Origin of the sequence: Lacinutrix neustonica (assembly GCF_026625145.1) — a bacterium.
Lineage (GTDB): Bacteria > Bacteroidota > Bacteroidia > Flavobacteriales > Flavobacteriaceae > Lacinutrix > Lacinutrix neustonica.
This window is the reverse complement of the sequence record NZ_CP113088.1, coordinates 3,826,521-3,844,484: the sequence shown is the minus strand read 5'-3', so window position 1 is coordinate 3,844,484 and position 17,964 is coordinate 3,826,521. Positions and strand designations below refer to the sequence as shown.

Annotated in this window: 14 protein-coding genes and 5 pseudogenes; 9 read left to right on the top strand and 10 right to left on the bottom strand. The window is 35.6% G+C overall.

What is annotated here, in order from left to right; genetic code table 11:
* Window positions 1-370: 370 nt before the first annotated feature.
* Window positions 371-1,925: pseudogene (locus N7U66_RS20845) on the top strand (FMN-binding glutamate synthase family protein).
* 57 nt (window positions 1,926-1,982) lie between these two features.
* Here N7U66_RS20845 and N7U66_RS20840 read toward each other — a convergent pair.
* A complete protein-coding gene (locus N7U66_RS20840) occupies window positions 1,983-3,233 on the bottom strand; it encodes a hypothetical protein (RefSeq protein WP_267676776.1) in 1,251 nt (416 codons plus the stop codon).
* 50 nt (window positions 3,234-3,283) lie between these two features.
* Window positions 3,284-3,739, bottom strand: coding sequence for a carboxypeptidase-like regulatory domain-containing protein (locus N7U66_RS20835; RefSeq protein WP_267676775.1), 456 nt, complete (start codon window positions 3,737-3,739; stop codon window positions 3,284-3,286).
* Between the two features lie 188 nt (window positions 3,740-3,927).
* Here N7U66_RS20835 and N7U66_RS20830 point away from each other — a divergent pair, with 188 nt between their 5' ends.
* On the top strand, window positions 3,928-4,446 hold the full coding sequence (locus N7U66_RS20830) for a DUF7935 family protein (protein WP_267676774.1): 519 nt from the start codon (window positions 3,928-3,930) through the stop codon (window positions 4,444-4,446).
* A gap of 6 nt (window positions 4,447-4,452) precedes the next feature.
* Here the strand turns inward: N7U66_RS20830 and N7U66_RS20825 are convergent.
* From N7U66_RS20825 to N7U66_RS20805, 5 genes and pseudogenes are all read right to left on the bottom strand, one after another.
* A pseudogene (locus tag N7U66_RS20825) lies at window positions 4,453-5,386 on the bottom strand (patatin-like phospholipase family protein).
* Window positions 5,383-6,290: pseudogene (locus tag N7U66_RS20820) on the bottom strand (patatin-like phospholipase family protein). Before N7U66_RS20820 ends, N7U66_RS20825 begins: the two co-directional pseudogenes overlap by 4 nt.
* Window positions 6,291-6,357: 67 nt before the next feature.
* Window positions 6,358-6,588, bottom strand: a complete 231-nt coding sequence (locus tag N7U66_RS20815) for a hypothetical protein (RefSeq protein ID WP_267676773.1) — start codon at window positions 6,586-6,588, stop codon at window positions 6,358-6,360.
* Window positions 6,589-6,600: 12 nt separating this feature from the next.
* A complete protein-coding gene (locus tag N7U66_RS20810) occupies window positions 6,601-6,753 on the bottom strand; it encodes a hypothetical protein (RefSeq protein ID WP_267676772.1) in 153 nt (50 codons plus the stop codon).
* Window positions 6,754-6,913: 160 nt separating this feature from the next.
* Complete coding sequence (locus tag N7U66_RS20805) at window positions 6,914-8,329, bottom strand: M1 family metallopeptidase (protein WP_313791332.1); 1,416 nt, start codon at window positions 8,327-8,329, stop codon at window positions 6,914-6,916.
* Window positions 8,330-8,540: 211 nt separating this feature from the next.
* Here N7U66_RS20805 and recG point away from each other — a divergent pair, with 211 nt between their 5' ends.
* From recG to N7U66_RS20770, 7 genes and pseudogenes are all read left to right on the top strand, one after another.
* Complete coding sequence (gene recG / locus N7U66_RS20800) at window positions 8,541-10,643, top strand: ATP-dependent DNA helicase RecG (protein ID WP_267676771.1); 2,103 nt, start codon at window positions 8,541-8,543, stop codon at window positions 10,641-10,643.
* A gap of 3 nt (window positions 10,644-10,646) precedes the next feature.
* Window positions 10,647-11,720 (top strand): annotated as a pseudogene (locus N7U66_RS20795) (flavin monoamine oxidase family protein).
* 89 nt (window positions 11,721-11,809) lie between these two features.
* Window positions 11,810-12,390: pseudogene (gene miaE, locus N7U66_RS20790) on the top strand (tRNA isopentenyl-2-thiomethyl-A-37 hydroxylase MiaE).
* A gap of 153 nt (window positions 12,391-12,543) precedes the next feature.
* Entirely contained in the window at window positions 12,544-13,077 is a 534-nt protein-coding gene (locus tag N7U66_RS20785; protein WP_267676770.1) for a CIA30 family protein, read from the top strand.
* A gap of 105 nt (window positions 13,078-13,182) precedes the next feature.
* Window positions 13,183-14,925 carry an FAD/NAD(P)-binding protein gene (locus N7U66_RS20780; protein ID WP_267676769.1) on the top strand — a complete coding sequence of 581 codons (1,743 nt, stop codon included), beginning with the start codon at window positions 13,183-13,185 and terminating at the stop codon, window positions 14,923-14,925.
* Window positions 14,926-15,170: 245 nt separating this feature from the next.
* Window positions 15,171-15,914, top strand: coding sequence for a histidine kinase dimerization/phospho-acceptor domain-containing protein (locus N7U66_RS20775; RefSeq protein ID WP_267676768.1), 744 nt, complete (start codon window positions 15,171-15,173; stop codon window positions 15,912-15,914).
* Between the two features lie 6 nt (window positions 15,915-15,920).
* Complete coding sequence (locus tag N7U66_RS20770) at window positions 15,921-16,280, top strand: sensor histidine kinase (protein ID WP_267678569.1); 360 nt, start codon at window positions 15,921-15,923, stop codon at window positions 16,278-16,280.
* Window positions 16,281-16,289: 9 nt separating this feature from the next.
* Here the strand turns inward: N7U66_RS20770 and N7U66_RS20765 are convergent, their stop codons facing one another.
* The 3 genes from N7U66_RS20765 to N7U66_RS20755 all read right to left on the bottom strand — a co-directional run bounded on the left by N7U66_RS20765 (window position 16,290) and on the right by N7U66_RS20755 (window position 17,804).
* A complete protein-coding gene (locus N7U66_RS20765) occupies window positions 16,290-16,499 on the bottom strand; it encodes a LytTR family DNA-binding domain-containing protein (RefSeq protein ID WP_267678568.1) in 210 nt (69 codons plus the stop codon).
* Window positions 16,500-16,569: 70 nt separating this feature from the next.
* Window positions 16,570-16,989, bottom strand: a complete 420-nt coding sequence (locus N7U66_RS20760; protein ID WP_267676767.1) for a LytR/AlgR family response regulator transcription factor — start codon at window positions 16,987-16,989, stop codon at window positions 16,570-16,572.
* Window positions 16,986-17,804 (bottom strand): sensor histidine kinase, encoded by an 819-nt coding sequence (locus N7U66_RS20755; RefSeq protein ID WP_267676766.1) that lies wholly within the window; start codon window positions 17,802-17,804, stop codon window positions 16,986-16,988. The genes N7U66_RS20760 and N7U66_RS20755 overlap by 4 nt, the downstream gene beginning before the upstream one ends.
* Window positions 17,805-17,964: the final 160 nt, after the last annotated feature.

Here is a 17,964-nt window from a genome sequence, read left to right as displayed (position 1 = left end):
GGTAAAAATAAGTATTGTCGTCGTTTAAGCCCTTTAGTTTTATTAAAAATTATAAACATTTTCAATTTAAAAGAGTAATCCCTTCTTATTTAAAATATCATTCTTAGCCCTAAGAATTATAAAATTACAGTAATTTATAACTAAGGATTACTACTAAACACGTCTTATAATTTCGAAATTCTTGAGAAACAAATCTTTAGGGTGGACTCCCTTTTGTTATTAAAAAAACGAAACCAAATAGACTCGAGCAATATTTCCTAGTCGTTTATCAAACGTAAATTTATACTCATGACAATCCACTTGCGTTTTCTTTTTGTAGCAGAAAAAGTTTGTAGCATAAACTTTATATTTGCTTTAAAACCAAAATGTAATGAACACCTTACTTAACTATTTTTTAAATATTTCTTGGTGGCTCTGGATACTCATTGCTATAGTAATTGTTGCGCTTCGAGATATCATTCAACGCAGACACAGCATTAGCCATAATTTCCCGGTTGTTGGGCATTTACGCTATTGGCTTGAAAGTATTGGTCCAGTAAATGAGACAGTATTTTGTTGCTAATAACAGGGAAGAATTGCCTTTCAATCGTATTGAACGCGGTTGGATTTATGCTTCTGCAAAAAAAGAGAACAATTACGAGGGTTTTGGTACCGACAGAGATATTTATGCACACCAGCATGTTTTTATAAATAATGCCATGCTCCCTTTTAAAATAAATGCAGAGCATCCAAATTCTTTAGATAAAACATTTTTACCCTGTGCTAAAGTTATGGGGGCCTATAATAAAAGAAGGAAACCCTATCGTCCAGCTTCAATAATTAATGTATCGGCTATGAGTTTTGGATCGCTTTCTGCAAAAGCCATAGAATCCTTAAACAAAGGCGTTAAAATTGCTGGAGCGTACCACAATACGGGCGAAGGAGGCTTATCTCCCTACCACAAAAATGGTGGAGATGTGGTGTTTCATTTTGGAACGGGTTACTTTGGCGTGCGTGCAGCAGATGGCGGTTTTTCGATGGAAAAAATGGTACAACTCGTTGAAGACAACCCCTTTATTAGAGCCATTGAAGTCAAATTATCACAAGGCGCTAAACCCGGAAAGGGAGGCGTTTTACCCGGCGCAAAAATAACCTCCCAGATTGCTGAAATTCGTGGGGTTGAAGTCGGTAAAGATGTCTTATCGCCTCCCAACCATAAGGCGTTTAGTACTATTCCTGAAATGGTTGATTTTATTGAGGCTATTGCTGAAAAAACAGGATTACCTGTGGGTGTTAAAGCCGCTATTGGTAAATTAGGACAATGGGAAGAATTAGCAGATATCATGGTGAAAACGGGCAAGGGTCCTGATTTTATTACCGTTGATGGTGGCGAAGGAGGAACAGGTGCAGCGCCTCCAAGTTTTGCAGACCACGTGAGTTTACCTTGGGTGTATGGGTTTAGTGATTTGTATAAATTATTTCAATCAAAAGGCTTAACCGAACGCATCGTGTTTATAGGTAGTGGAAAACTAGGCTTTCCAGCTAAAGCAGCAATGGCCTTTGCCATGGGAGCCGATTGTATTAATGTTGCACGAGAAGCCATGATGAGTATTGGGTGTATACAGGCACAAATTTGCCATACCAATCGATGTCCTAGTGGTGTTGCTACGCAAAACAAATGGTTACAAAATGGTATAGATCCCACTTTAAAATCTGAGCGTTTATCACAATATTTTAAAACCTTTAGAAAGGAACTGGTAGAGATTACACATGCAACAGGGTATGAACATCCCTGTCAATTTAAAATGACTGACGTTGATATTAATGTAGATGACCATAATCTTTCTAAAGAATTAGATAAAACCTATGGCTACATTAAAACACCTGTCCCATTTAGTGGTATGCAGGTTTTAAAAGACTGCCAGTATCTAGGAGGAAATAGGTAAATAAAAAAGCCATTTCTCTTTAAGAAATGGCTTATAATTAGAACCTATTTTTAGTTTTTAACTATCTCTTAATACATGTATAGTAACAGAAAGTGTTCTAATATTTCCTGACAAATCTGTGTATGTCCCATTAATAGTAGCATCAATATAATTCCCTACATTACCATAACTGGCCAAGTTTAGCTGTAAATTATTAGACACAGTATAATCCATATCTAAATTTGTGGCTTCCAAGCCAAACTGAGCTAGAGAATAATTACCAGGTGTTACAGCCCCTAATCCAACATAAAACCACTCATTAGCCGCTCCCGAACTTAACTGTGCACTTATTGTAAAGCCTACTCCTTGTTGGTTAGCCTCTGCATCTATACTTGTAATATAATAATCTATTGGATTACTGTCTACCTGAACACTAATGTATTCGGTTACAGCATTACATGCTATGATATTACCAACATTACTATTTGTAAAGTTAAATATTAAATCATTTGTTGTTTGAAAAGTATCGTAGTCTATCCCTTCTAATGTATAATCAAGAACAGCAGGACATTGTAGTACCGAAAATGTAAATGCACCATTTGTTACTGGAGATGTCGCTAATTGATTTCCATAATCTAATACGACATACCCATTGGTTACATTTATGTTAGAACAATCTACCAAATTACCTGTAATAGTAGCAGATACGGCAGAAGACAATACTAAGTCTCCTAAATTGGTGTTCATTGAAAAAGGGCCTATTGTTGTGGTATACTCTATATCTCCACATTGATTAAATGCTTTTAAGGTTAAGGTTTCGTTTTTAGGTATTAAACCACAAATTTCGCCATTACCATTAGAGAAGCCCGTTCTTGGATAAACAGCACCACTCCTCCATAACTCAACTTTCACATTAGAAACTGGACTAGTAGCATTATCTACTAAATTTAGACATAAGGTAACTGTAGGAAATTGTGCATCACAGTTCCACCAAGAAAAGTGTGACACTTCTCCAATATATTTCCCCTCCACTAAAGTAGCTTCTCCATCTTCTACCCAATACCCATAAACCTCATCAAAATGCCATAACGAAATTATTGAGGGTGCAATACCTGTTTGTGCTGGGTCTAATGGCAGTTCAATTTCTGCGACACTGCCGTCTGCAATATTTAACTTTTGTCCCGCATCCCCTTTCAATTCAACATTTATCATCCCATAAGTTTCTAAAACACGTGCTTCTCCATTTGCATTTTCAGCCTGTAAATTTCCTGGCATAAGCGCTTCTACATTTGGGTTTGATGGATCTAGATAATAGATATAAACAGCCACGCTACCAGAGTAAGGGTTATCATTTTCATCTTTAAAGTTACCATCAAAACTTACTTTTGTCCCATTAGGTAAGGTAACCTCACTAGTGCTTCCGAAGCAACTGTACCAGCTAGATTTTCTGTAATCAACATTATTTTAATCCGGTTGACACCTTGTGTCGGTACAACGGAACGCATTCCATTTAAAAAACCTGGTTTTTGGGCTATAATAAATGCTTGTTTTTGTTTTACATCGGTATTATTAATAATAAACATACCGTTTGCATCTGTTGATGCCACTTTTGTTCCTATGGTAACCATAACATTTTCGATAGGCAAATTTGTTTCATCAACAATTCTTCCCATAAAATCGCGTTGGATACTAGAACCTAAATCCAATCCTGTTTCATTATTTTCTCCTGGGTTAAAAGGGTCGCTATTTTCATGAGGTTCACATGACGTAAATAAGGTGCTTAACACCATCATTAGGCTAAGCATAAATCTAAAACTTGTATTTGCAATTTTCATAATTTAAAAATTTTAATTGTTTAACATTCATTGTTTATAGACTTATATACCCTTGCTTTCGTTTTTGTTACCCTAATGATCTCGATAATTTTACAAAATTGAAAACTTGTGTTTACCAACTATCACCCCATCGCTTGTACAATAAAATAAAACGCATTAAGTTTGTCTTATATCTAAAACACAATTTAATGGAAGACCAATTACTAAACTTAATTATGTTCGCCATACCCTCATTAATCGTTGGGGCCATTGCTTTTTTATTCTTTAGAGAGCACATTCAAAACGAAGACAACAGACGTATGTTTTTAATTCATAAACAATTACAGAAAGAGTCTCTACCTCAACGTTTCCAAGCCTACGAGCGTTTTACATTATTTTTAGAGCGTATAAACCCCAATAAGTTATTGTTAAGAATTGCACCAGTTTCAAGCAACAAAAATGACTACGAAACTTTATTAATTAGTAGTATTGAACAGGAATTTGAGCACAATTTATCGCAACAAGTATATATAAGCGATAGTTGTTGGAGTATCATAAACGCCTCTAAAAGCGCAACAATTCAACTGATAAGAAAAGTTGGAATGAGCGACAAAATGGATACGGCAGAGAAACTTAGAGAGGCTATTCTCACTGAAATGATGGATAAAGCGGCACCTAGCAACGCAGCCTTATCCTATATCAAAAAAGAAATAAGCGAACTGTGGTAGTTTAAATTAAACTTTTTTTATCTTTTTTAAAGAATCACTCTCGTCCATAGATTGTCCTTTGTCGTGCTTACTTTGGGCATAATAAAACCCTTCTTGCCACCACTTTTCCATTAAACTTTTATTAAATATTAATGAGTTTTCGGTTAATTTAGAGGGGGTATAGTATAAATTCAATTTGACATTTCTATACTCTGCAGCCAGTTTACCAATAGCGATATCGCCTTTTTCTACCTGATCCAAGAGGTGTCCGAACAAACTAATCATTAAAGAAAACGGATTTTTACCTAGCACTTTATTATAATCCAATTCTTCACTCTCTAAAACAATGGCATCCACTTCGGTTGCACCACGTTTTATAGCTTCACGAATAGGAATAACACAACCTAAACCCCCATCGGCATATTCAAAACCATCTTTTTTCACTAAAGACATAAACGGAATATAATTACAGGAAATCCAGATCCAATCGCAGAACTCTTCATAATCAAAATCATTTATAGACTTATATTCTGTTCTGTTCTTAGATAAATTAGCAACCGTTACTACAACATCTTCCTTTGTTGCTCGTATACAATCGAATTCTTCTTTAGTAAAGTTCTTTTTAATATGCCTACGCAAATTTTTGCTTTCGCCAAACGTACGCCGCTTCTTTATAAATTGCAGTGCGGTATTAAAATAATTAATAGACACATATTCACGACCTTTTTTCTTTTTAACCACAAAAGGATTAATACTAAATATGGTATGTTGATTCACATGAGTAAAAATATCATACAATTTACCAATGTCGTGAACAGCCAAATGGGGAATTAACAAACTCCCAGTTGATGTTCCAAGAAACATATCATAATTCTTTCCTTCTTGCTCAATAAGGTATTGGGCCACACCTCCTGCAAATGCGCCTTTACTTCCTCCTCCGAGAAATGACTAGTGCTTTCATTCTATTATTTCTATTTGACTGGTTTTTTTATTGGTGTATTTCGCAAAATTAAAACCGCTTTGCCACCATTTTGCCATTTTTTCTTTATCGAATATTAATGAATTTGTGGTGAGCACTGTGGGGGTGTAATAAAAATTTATAATGACATCATGATTTGAGGCCACAAATTTCCCAATTCGTATGTTCCGGCTCTCAATTCTATCTAACATGAAATTAAACATATTGGTTAATAAAGAAAAGGCGTTTAGAGAAGGCATTCTATTAAGTTGTGACACTTCTGTTTGTAAGATAATCGCATCAATTTCAGTAGCGCCTCGCTTTATAGCTTCCTCTATGGGTACCATAGAGCCCAATCCCCCATCGGCATATTCACAGCCATTTTTCTTTACTAACGACATAAAAGGTGTGTAATTACAAGAAATCCACGTCCAATCGCAAAACTCTTCATAGGTACATTCTTTTATAGATTTGTATTCCACTTGATTTAAGGATAAATTAGAAACCGTCACCACGACTTCAATACCACTCTGTTTTAAGTTTTCAAATTCTGCCTCAGAGGTCGATGCCCTTATTAATGCTCTTAAATTAAAACTCTCCCCAAAGGTTTTACTTCCTTTTATGAAATTTTTTATAATATTTAAATGATGGATCCCAATGGTTTCCACACCTTTTTTTTCTTTATTTTGAACGGACACAGGCTAAATATATTATTTTGAGTGACGTTCGTATAAATGGTTTTAATTTCTTCAACTTTATTTAATGCTAAATGCGACACCAATAAACTTCCTGTAGACGTGCCTATAAAAAGTTCGTATTTATTCTTTTTTTGTTCAATAAGATACTGTGCCACGCCGCCGGCAAATGCGCCTTTACTTCCTCCTCCGGATATAACCAATGCTTTCAATTGCTTCTTTTTTTATTTCTGTCCTATTGTATTGAATATCGTTTAAACTAAGGACATTTTTTGACATTTAATTTTTACCTTCAACCTGCAAATTAGCAATAATCTGCTCATATCTTTCATCTTCTGAAAGTCTTTCTAATAATTCCTGAGCAAAACTTTTAAACCGCCAGTTATGGTGGGCTGAAGCGGTTATTAAGTTCTCTAGAGCTTGAGTATTAAAAACGTTAATGGCTTCTAAATAACTCAATGCTTTCTGACGCACTTGAAAGCCATAGAACGCTGATGTATACTGTACCAATTCATTGTAATATTACGGTTTTTTATCTGGGTTAAAGTCTTCCGTATTCAACGCTAAAACCAACCAAAGGGTTCTCACATTTTTATCGTTAAAACCAATAATGTCTTTTGTTTGATCTAAATATTTTTTTCGTTCTTCCGGAAAATGCGACCATAAATTATACAATGCTGTTTCTACCGTGACATACGATTGATCACTGAGAAGCGATTCGTAATTTGTTTTTAATGCTGCAGGTATAGTAGTGAGATGTTGTGCGATAGCCTGACGAGTTTTAATATCAGTTTTTTGAAATAACTTACTAGTAATAAGTTCGGATTTTGAGCAATTATTTTTTCTTTAATTCTAGAGGGAATGGCTTTTGAAAGCTTTTTTTACAATCGTCAATATTACAATTTATAGCCTCATAATCTTTAATTAACGCATTCTTAAACAAGGAAACATACATGGCGTCTACAGGTAGGACTTTTGAAAGTAACCATTGGTTAATAAAAGCTGTCAAATCTTGACCTGAAACGGTTTCGACTACGGTAATAAAATCTTTTGTTGTTACATTTTTAAAAGCATATTTTTCTAAATAATTTTTTACCGCTTTTTTAAAGCACCTATCTCCTACCTTCTCTTTTAACATGTGTAATGCCCAGGCGCCTTTTTTATAAAACGTTGTACTACTGGCTTTTGGATCTAGTAATGCGGTCGCTTGATTCGCTTTTTCTTGGGCAAGTAACTCTTGCGTATACGTATACAATTGCCAGTAATAATAATCATCACCAAAAATAGCGCGCTCAGCTAGTAATGCATAGTAAGTGGCAAAGCCTTCTTGTAACCAGTGGTGTTTGCCATCGGTTTCGGTTACCAAATTTCCAAACCATTGGTGTGCCAGTTCGTGGGCATTCACATTTACATAATTTTTATCTATAAAAGACATCTTATCAATCATGAAATCATCACTAAAGATCGTGAGACTCGTATTTTCCATCCCTGAATATAAAAAGTCTTTTACAGGAACCTGTTTATAGCTTTGCCAAGGATATGGCACCCCGATTTCTTTTTCGAGGAAATCGAACATCTCTTTTGTATACCGGTAGGTGGGTTCTACTTTACTTGAATCTTCCGGGTAATAATAGAGTTCTATTGGGATACCTCTTGTAGAAGTCAATTCTTTTTTGTTGTATTTTCCAATGGCTAGTGCTACCAAATAGCTAGACATGGGTTTTTGCATATCATAATGCCATTGAACGGTTGAATCGTTTATTTTTTTATGTGTTAATTTCCCATTAGCGATAACCTCATAAGTTTTATCATAGCGTATGGAGAGGTCAAACTCCATTTTATCATTCATGTCATCGATACTTGGTAACCAATGACTAGTATATTTCCCTTGACCCTGTGTCCATATCTGCCAATCGTTATTATGCTTAACAAAATACAGGGCTTTTTTAGGGTAAGCGACGTACTTTAAAGTGAGGTTGTACACCTCATTTTTCTTAAAAGAAGATTTCAACCAAACCTTCTTCAAATCGTTATGGAATGCTACTTTTTTATTATCAATAAAAACCTCTGAAAATTTCATGTTTATAGCGTCAATGTATATGGAATCGGTATTTTTAAGTATTTCAAAGGCATAGTTTACAGTACCGTAAACCTTTGCGGAATCGGGTAAAATAACTAATTGCGTCTGTAAACTTTTAAAATCGACAATATCAATTTGTTGTGCTTCCGAGAGAAAAACACCAAAAAGCAATCACAATAATGAGCCATTTTTTCATAAGTAGAGGTAAACAAGGATACGACCAAAATACAATTTTTATTGTCATTTAAAAATGATGAAGGTTTGAGATAATATATAATTTTTAGTATTAAGCCTCATTTTTACTAAGCTCGTTGAAGCCATTTAAGAGGATAGACCGATTTCACTTTTACAATCAAGAGAAATACAGTAAATTCGTTCTCTTATGGCTACCAATCTGCAAACACCCATTGATTACTTAAAAGGTGTTGGACCAAATCGTGCCGATTTGCTCCGAAAGGAATTGGGTATCCACACCTATCAAGATTTGATTAATCTGTTTCCAAATCGCTATCTCGATCGCACGCAGTATTATAAAATTAATCAATTGAACGCTAATACTGCCGAAGTTCAAGTAATAGGAAAAATTACGGGGTTTAAAGAGATCGCTCAAAAAAGAGGCAAACGTTTGGTGGCTAATTTTCAGGATGAAACGGGCAGTATGGAACTCGTTTGGTTTCGCGGGCAAAAATGGATCAAGGAAGGCTTAAAGGTAAATGTCCCTTATGTTATTTTTGGGAAGGTCAGTGTTTTTGGTGGTAAGTTTAATATGGCTCACCCGGATACCGAATTATTGGTGGAGCATCAACAAAATTTACGTTCTTCGATGCAGCCAATTTATCCGTCAACAGAGAAGTTATCGAATAAGGGCATTACCAATCGCATTATGACCAAAATCATGCAAAACCTCTTCCTAGAAACGGGTGGTAAATTTGCTGAAACGCTACCCGAAAACATGCGTGAGGAATTAAAATTAGTTTCAAAATCTAAAGCCCTATTCAACGTTCATTTCCCGGTCGACTCTGCCTCCCTTTTCAAAGCACAGTTCAGGTTAAAATTTGAAGAATTATTTTACATTCAATTACAATTAATTTTAAAGAATTTAATTCATAAATCTAAAATAAAAGGCTTTCCTTTTGAAAAAGTAGGTCCCTATTTTAATACTTTTTTTAAGGCGCATTTGCCTTTCGAATTAACTGGGGCTCAAAAAAGAGTGTTGAAAGAAATCCGTCAGGATTTAGGAAACAATGCTCAAATGAATCGGTTGTTGCAAGGCGATGTAGGATCCGGAAAAACCATAGTGGCGCTTATGTCGATGCTTATCGCACTGGATAATGGTTTTCAAGCGTGTTTAATGGCACCAACAGAAATCTTGTCCGTACAACATTACAACGGTTTAAAAGCCCTTTGTAACGATTTGGATATCAACATTAAACTCCTCACAGGCTCTAGTAAAACCTCTGAACGTCGTAAGATTCACGACATGCTTGAAAACGGAGAGCTAGACATCTTAATAGGCACGCATGCACTTATAGAGGATAAGGTAAAGTTTAAGAATTTAGGACTAGCGATTATTGATGAGCAACATCGTTTTGGTGTAAAACAACGCTCTAAATTATGGAAAAAAAACAGCTTACCACCCCATGTTTTGGTCATGACTGCTACTCCAATTCCGCGTACCTTGGCCATGTCTGTTTATGGTGATTTAGACATTTCTATCATTGATGAGTTGCCTCCAGGTAGAAAGGCTATAAAAACCGTTCATCGATACGACTCCAATCGCCTTAAAGTGTTTCGCTTTATTAGAGATGAGATTGCTAAAAAAAGGCAGATCTATATAGTCTATCCTCTAATACAGGAAAGTGCGCAAATGGATTACAAAGACTTAATGGATGGCTATGAAAGTATTTCTAGAGAGTTTCCAATGCCGGAGTATCAAATTTCTATTGTTCATGGTAAAATGAAACCTGCAGATAAAGCGTTTGAAATGCAACGTTTTATAAAAGGAGAAACACAAATCATGGTCGCTACTACGGTCATTGAGGTGGGTGTTAATGTCCCCAATGCATCGGTAATGATTATTGAAAGTGCAGAACGTTTTGGCTTATCACAATTGCATCAATTAAGAGGCCGTGTAGGTCGTGGTGCAGAACAAAGTTACTGCATCTTAATGACGAGCCATAAACTTTCAGAAAACAGCAAAACACGTTTACAAACGATGGTAAGCACGAATGATGGTTTTGAAATTGCTGAAGTCGATTTGCGACTGCGTGGCCCAGGAGATATCATGGGCACCCAGCAAAGTGGCGTGTTGAATCTTCGCATTGCAGATATTATAAAAGACAATGACATTTTAAAGCTCGCACGACAACATGCAAAACTACTTTTAGAAAAAGACCCCTCTCTAGGACATGCTGAAAACGCAGTAGTTTTAGAGACTTATAGGCAAATGGGTAAGTATAAAAACATATGGAATTATATTTCGTAAGCTATGAAATCAATTAAAACAGACGTGCTCATTATTGGAGCAGGCTTAACAGGGTTAACACTCGCCTACTACCTTAAAAATAGCAATATCGCTGTTAAAGTTATTGAAGCACGACATGCTCCCGGCGGCCGTATTAAAACGAAGTACCCTGCGCATCAAGCTCCTATTGAGTTAGGAGCAACATGGTTAATGGAACAGCAAACGGCGGCATTATCACTATTAAAAGCACTCCACATTCCCATTTTTGAGCAACAGTATGGCAGAACTGCCATTTATCACCCGAACCATACACAAGGCCGCCAACTTGTAGAACTACCCGAAAACAATTCTGTAAGTTACCGCGTTAAAGGGGGTACCTACTCTATTATAAAAGCTTTAGCAGAAACGCTTTCAGAAGGTACCATTTCTTATAATCAAAGCCTCCACAGCATAACACTGCAGGCTAATGGTCTAAAAGCAATCACTACTGATGTTACTTACCATTGTAATCATGTGGTCTCTACGCTTCCTCCTTTACTATTTTTAAAAACCATAACCACAATACCGTAATTACCAAACCACTTTAAAGAACTATTATTAAAGACACACACGTGGATGCACGATTCCATTAGGATTGGTTTCACCTATAAAACCAACTTTTGGAATAATAAAAAATCTAGTGGCACGATCTACAGTGGTGTTGGTCCCATAAATGAATGCTACGACCATTCCAATGCCAACGGTAATTTGTATGCCTTAAGCGGTTTCATGAATGCCTCTTTTTATAATCACACTAGAGAAGAGCGAAAAACACTGGCATTGAAACAACTTCAAAGTTATTATGGCCCTATTGCCTTAGATTTTGAAAACTATGAAGAATGTGTTTGGAAGCATGAAAAACACACCACCATAGGAGACAGTACTAATAACTTACAGCCACAACAAAACAATGGACATCCCTTATACCGGAAGGCACAGTTAAATAATAGATTATTTATTGCTGGAGCTGAGACCAGTGCTGTATTTCCTGGCAAGATGGAAGGTGCAATTACTAGTGCAGGAAACGTTTATAAGCTGTTAAAAGCAATTTACAAGTGATGCTGCTCCATGATATAAGTCCAGTAAAAATAGTACCAATATCTATTATCTTTATCTTTGGCATATAAATAAAGACTATTATCATGAGTATGCTACATCTTAAACTAGAAACCGATCCCCGTTGGGTAACTATTGTAGAGAGTAATATTGAAGAAATTCTGACCGATCATGCTTGGTGTGAACAAAAAGCAGCTACTAATGCCATTACCATTATTACGCACAATAGCGAACATGAAGAACTGGTAACAGAGTTATTAAAATTGGCCAAGGAAGAATTGGAACATTTTCAAATGGTTCATGATATTATCAAGGCACGTGGTTATACTTTGGGCCGAGAGCGGAAAGATCATTACGTAAATCAATTGTATAAGTTTATGAATAAAGGCGGTAACAGACTCCAGAGTTTTGTCGATCGTTTATTGTTCTCTGCCATGATAGAAGCACGTAGTTGCGAGCGTTTTAAACTCTTATCACAACGTATTAAAGACCCGAGTTGGCAAAATTTTATCATGATTTAATGATAAGTGAAGCCGGACACTACACCACGTTTATCACCTTTGCCCGTAAATACGGAAAAGGTATTGATGTCGATAAGCGTTGGCAAGAACTAGTGGTTTTTGAGGGGGAACTCATTAAAAGCTATGGTAAAAGTGAGACGATTCATGGCTAAGAAAAAATGTTTCGTGTTACAGCATTTACTCATTATTTACCATTTGCACACCGGTTTATTTTACTAAAATTATAAATAGTGAACTCCTGTTTTAACTTTTTATTGAGATAACAACCTAGTAATTAGCCGTAAATTTGAGTAAAAAGAAACGCTATGAAATCATTAGCCTTACTTCTATTAATTATTACAGCTATGGCAACTACAACTACTATTTTCGACTTTACTAAAGATTCAAATATTTCTAATTGGCGTATTGTAGACGATGTGGTCATGGGCGGGCGTTCTAATGGTGTTTTTCATATAAACCAAGACGGTCACGCGGTTTTTAGCGGTACCGTCTCTCCGGAAAATAACGGTGGATTTTCTTCTGTACGTTATGATACCAAAGCAATAAACGTATCTAATCACACCAAGGTATGTATCAAATTAAAAGGTGATGGAAAGCCCTACCAGTTTAGAGTAAAGGCCAATGATCGCCAGCGGTATTCGTATATTACTACTTTTAAAACCTCCGGCGAATGGGAAATCATCACTCTAGATTTAAAAGACTTATACCCTGCCTTTCGAGGCCGAACTTTAGAGTACCCTAATTTTGATAAAGAATTCATTGAAGAGATAGCCTTTTTATTCGGTAATAAAAAAGCAGAAGCTTTTGAATTGTTAATCGATAAGATTGAAATACGCTAAGACCACTACTATATTAAATAAAGTTCTCTTTTATATTATAAATTCAAGGCTTAGAATTTTCAAAACGTACCAAAGTCACTAATCTTTAATAATTTTATGACAAGCTTGCCTTTAACTATCGCCATCATCGGTTCCGGGCCAAGAGGTCTTTCTGCACTAGAAAACATTTTCCAGTCACAAGCGAATAGCTCTATTAAAACTTCAATAAACGTACTGCTATTTGAAAAAACAGAGCAATTGGGGTGTGGGTTTATTTATCGCTCAAATCAACCCGATTCTAACTGGCTGAACATTTCAGAACGCGCTTTAACACTAGCTGAAAGACCAAAAATTCAAGGGAATGCTTTAGAAATAGAAGCTTTTCCTTCGTATCATCAATGGACAGGTAAAACGAAAGACGACATTCTTAACAACAATCACGAAGTGTTTCCGAAGCGCTCAGAAATGGGACAATATCTTAGGGAACGGTATGATTCGATTGCCTCAGCTCTAAAGCCACTTGGTCTGCTTACGGTAATTAATTCGGAGGTTCATGACATAACAAGTAATGAGGAAGACTTCACTATTCTAACGAATACTGAAGAAAAGCACAGTGCAGATGAAGTTGTGCTAACCATTGGACATCAAAACACCAAATTATCTAAGCAACTGGAGACATGGGCTAATTATGCTGAAAATCACCCTGGTATTAAACTCTTTACTAATCCATACCCCATTAAACCCATTTTAGAAGTAGACTTTAAGAATGTGTCACACCGAGTTGGTATTAGAGGCTTTGGGCTAGCTATGATAGATCTTGTAAGAGCAATAACAACAGCCAGTGGTGGCGTTTTTGAAATTACAGATGAATTAACTCACAAAATGGTTTATAAGAGAGGGAGAAAGAAATTAAAGCTTATCCCCTTTTCGTTAGATGGTTTACCAATGGCATGCAAACCATTAAACGCTCAAGTAGATGCTCTTTTTACGCCGCCTGAAGCTAAACTTCTTGCTTTTAAATATGACTTATTACGTGTTCGTGACGATGAAAATTATGACAATGGAAACCGCTTTTTAATAGAGGCCTTTGCAACTATTGCTTCCCATCAATTTTTATCTTTAAAAAACAAAGCCTACAAACACCAGTTTTCTACCCATGAACTGAAAATGATTATAAACAACTATCTTAAAGACGCTGATTTTTCTCATGCACTTATGCTATCTAAGAAGCAAGCACCGGAGAAAATTATTCAATCATTTATTGATATGGCTACAGCTTTCAAACCTATAAGTCTCGATTACTGCATAGGACAAGTTTGGAGACATTGTGAGCCTATAATTTATAAAATGATGTCTCACTCAAATTTAAAAGATGATGTCATTAGTGAGGTCATTAAATTAGATGAGCGTATGAAGCGTTATGCATTTGGCCCACCAATTGAAAGTTTACAACAATTATTAGCCTTAACATATGAGGGCACTTTGGATTTAATTTTCGTAAACAATCCAAAAATCACGTCAACAACAAAAGGATGGTTAATGGAGAAAGATACTCAGAAAGCATGCGTAAATGTTATGATAAATTCAGTTTTGGATAGTCCTCAAATCATTAAGGTGACTTCAAAGATTGTTACTAATTTATTAGAGGATAGAGTTATTCAACCCATTCATAATCAATTGGGTGTAAAAACACAGCCAAATGGCTTAGTGATTTCTAAAAACAGTAAACAAACGCTACACTTAGCACTTTTAGGCCGACTCGCTAAAGGCAGTATTGTTGGTGTAGATGCTATTTTAGAATGCTTTGGATCACGCGTTAAGGATTGGGCTGATGGTGTTATAGAGAGACATGGCAATAATGCCAAATGAACAAATATCATTTTGCGGCAAGATTTTTGATTAAATAGTTATGACTAAACCGTATAATTTGAATTCTAAAGTCTAATTGTTAACAACAATACTTAGCTTAATTCTTCTAACATTTTAAAATTTAGACTTTTACAGTACATTACATTAATGAGCTACTAATTTCTCATTAACACACCAAAAATTATAAAAAAGATCCCTTTATGGATAAAACAGCAAAAATTCTTCGTGAGAATGTATCAAAAATCATGGACATTTGGCAAAATCAGGTAACAAAGGAAGTTCCTGCTAGCAAAGAAGCAAACGCCATATCTCTCTATGACCATTTACCTAATATTATAGAAGACATTGCAGATCTTATGGTACGATTTAATGACATCGAAGACATTAGTAAAGATGAAAAATATAATGAAATTTTGGAAAACAGCAAGCATCATGGCAGACATAGGTCAAGTACAGCGTATTACACTGTTGAGCAGGTGGTACACGAATATATAATTTTTCATCGTACATTAAGTGACTTTCTTATTTCCCGCAATGGTTGTAATGAAAAGGTTTCAGATCTCCTCAAATACGTCATTGAAACGTCTATCTTAAAGTCTGTAGGTTCTTTTTCTCGTGCCATACAAGAGATGCAAGAGAAACTAATTGGCACATTAGCACACGACATACGCAATCCTCTTTCTGCAGCACAATTAGCTTTAGAAATGATGGACAAAGATGAAGACCAGGAATGGAATGATAATTTAATTTTAGCCTCCAAACGCAGTGTTAGTAAGGGATTGAATCTACTTGAAGGATTAATGGATGGCATTACCATAAAAGCAGGCGAAGGTATTTTACTCAACTTTGAAGCTGGCGATGTTTTAGAACATGTAAAATGGGTCGTTACAGAAGCTAAAGAATTTTACACCAATGACATTCTTTTTGAGTGCGATGAAGCACAACTGCTTGGTGTTTTTGATAGTACAGCTGTGAAACGACTTCTTTAAAACCTCATTAGTAATGCTGTAAAATATGGCTCTCCAAGGCATCCCATTACAATTTCTGCCAAAAACACGAATAATGCGGTTGAAATCAGAGTTCATAATCATGGTAACTCGATACCTAAAGGTAAACAAAAGCAAGTGTTTGAATTTTTAGGTCAAGATAATCAGGATAAAAATGCTGTACGAAAAAGTTGGGGAATGGGTCTTGCTTTAGCGCAAATAGTGGCAGAAGCACATGGTGGCAATATATCGCTAAAGAGTGATGAAGCTTCGGGTACATTATTTGTTGTTTCCCTGCTTAAAGATTTTAACCAATCAGGCAAAAGACGTACAAAATTGACATTCGTTGAGGAGAAGGTGCTAACTTAAAAAACAGCACTACTTTATTAGCTTAATCACATGCTTTTTATAGGTTTTACTAATGGGAATTGTAAAAGAACCAATGTTTATCCTATTACCCTCTATTTTATCAATATGTTTTTTAGAAATAACAAAGGATTTATGTACCTGAATGAATTCATTATTGGATAATATTTGTAACATTTCAGAAATTTTTTCTCTTACAAGGATGTTTCTATCGGCAAACACCACCTTAGAATAATTACCTTCCGCTTCAACAAAAAGAATATCGGCAATCTTTACTTGAATGTGGGTTTTGTTAGCATGAAGAAATAGACGTGCTTCTTCTGCATGAGATTGACCGAGACACTACTGGCTGTAAAGGCTCAATGGCTTCTGTTACTTTATTAACTGCTTTTAAAAACCGCTCAAAACTGAAGGGTTTTAAAAGATAATCGGTTATATTTAGTTCATACCCTTCAAGGGCATATTCTTTATAGGCCGTTGTTACAATGACCTTTGGTGGATGGGATAGCGTTTTTAAAAACTCAAACCCCTTTAACTTAGGCATATTGAGATCTAAAAAAATTAAATCGACAGTTGCATCCCTTAAGTAGTCTAAGGCTTCAATAGCATCATAACAGTGCTTCATTAATTCTAGGTTAGGTAATAAATCACCATAGCCTTTAATGATTTCATGAGCCATAGGTTCATCATCTATAATAAGATATTTCATCATGGTTGTAATTGTAATTGTACTTTATACACCTCATTTTGACTAGTAATTATAAGCCTGTGTTTTTTTGGATACGCCAATTCTAATCTACGCTTTAAATTTTTAATCCCGATACCCTGTGTTTCAGGAAGCTCACTGGTATCAAAATTGTTTTCTACGTCAAAATCAATAACACCATCTCCGGCGGTTAAATTAATATGCACGTAGGCATGATCCCTTAAATTCTCAACCCCATGCTTAAAGGCATTTTCTAAAAGGATAATAAATAATAATGGCATGACCATAGCGGTGCTATCTTCCATAGTGATATTGCATTGTATATCAATAGTTTTATGGTAACGCATACGATGCAAGGCCATGTAATTATTTAAATAGTCTGCTTCTTCTTCAAGAGACACCAAAGGCTTTTCTCCTTCATAAATACTATAACGCATCAATTCTGACAATTTTAAAATCAAGGCTTTCGCTTGCGCCGTATCCTTATCAACTAAACCATATAAATTATTAAGCATATTAAAAAAGAAATGCGGATTCACCTGACTTTGTAAATGCAAGAGTTCGTTTTTGGCATTCTCATTTTTAAGCTTTAGTACCGCCTTTAATTGCACCATAATCCACAGGACACCAATCGCTAATAGGAGTAAATAATAGGTTAAAACCAAATTACCCACTAGCGGTGGATAATCGCCCAAAAAGGTTACGGAATCGTTTCCTAACACGAAAAACTCATAGCCTAATATAGCCATTGGAATCGCTAAGGTTATTAAAATAAAGACCTTAATCCACAACCATTTTTTTTGTTCTACTATTGACATCATACCGCAAAATAAGCGTATAAAATGTAATCACAAAAGAAGTTGACCAACAGCCATAAAATAGTGTTGAAATGAGACAAAAGTGTGATAATAGCACGCGGTGTAAACGCCTCTTCCTTGTGTCACTTACTAAGAGGCGTTTATCACAAATGTTTTTATATCC

Coding starts and splice junctions, on each gene's coding strand:
- N7U66_RS20835 (WP_267676775.1), bottom strand. CDS start 3,739: ATGAAAATTGCAAATACAAGTTTTAGATTTATGCTTAGCCTAATGATG.
- N7U66_RS20830 (WP_267676774.1), top strand. CDS start 3,928: ATGGAAGACCAATTACTAAACTTAATTATGTTCGCCATACCCTCATTA.
- recG (WP_267676771.1), top strand. CDS start 8,541: ATGGCTACCAATCTGCAAACACCCATTGATTACTTAAAAGGTGTTGGA.
- N7U66_RS20785 (WP_267676770.1), top strand. CDS start 12,544: ATGAAATCATTAGCCTTACTTCTATTAATTATTACAGCTATGGCAACT.
- N7U66_RS20775 (WP_267676768.1), top strand. CDS start 15,171: ATGGACATTTGGCAAAATCAGGTAACAAAGGAAGTTCCTGCTAGCAAA.
- N7U66_RS20760 (WP_267676767.1), bottom strand. CDS start 16,989: ATGATGAAATATCTTATTATAGATGATGAACCTATGGCTCATGAAATC.
- N7U66_RS20755 (WP_267676766.1), bottom strand. CDS start 17,804: ATGATGTCAATAGTAGAACAAAAAAAATGGTTGTGGATTAAGGTCTTT.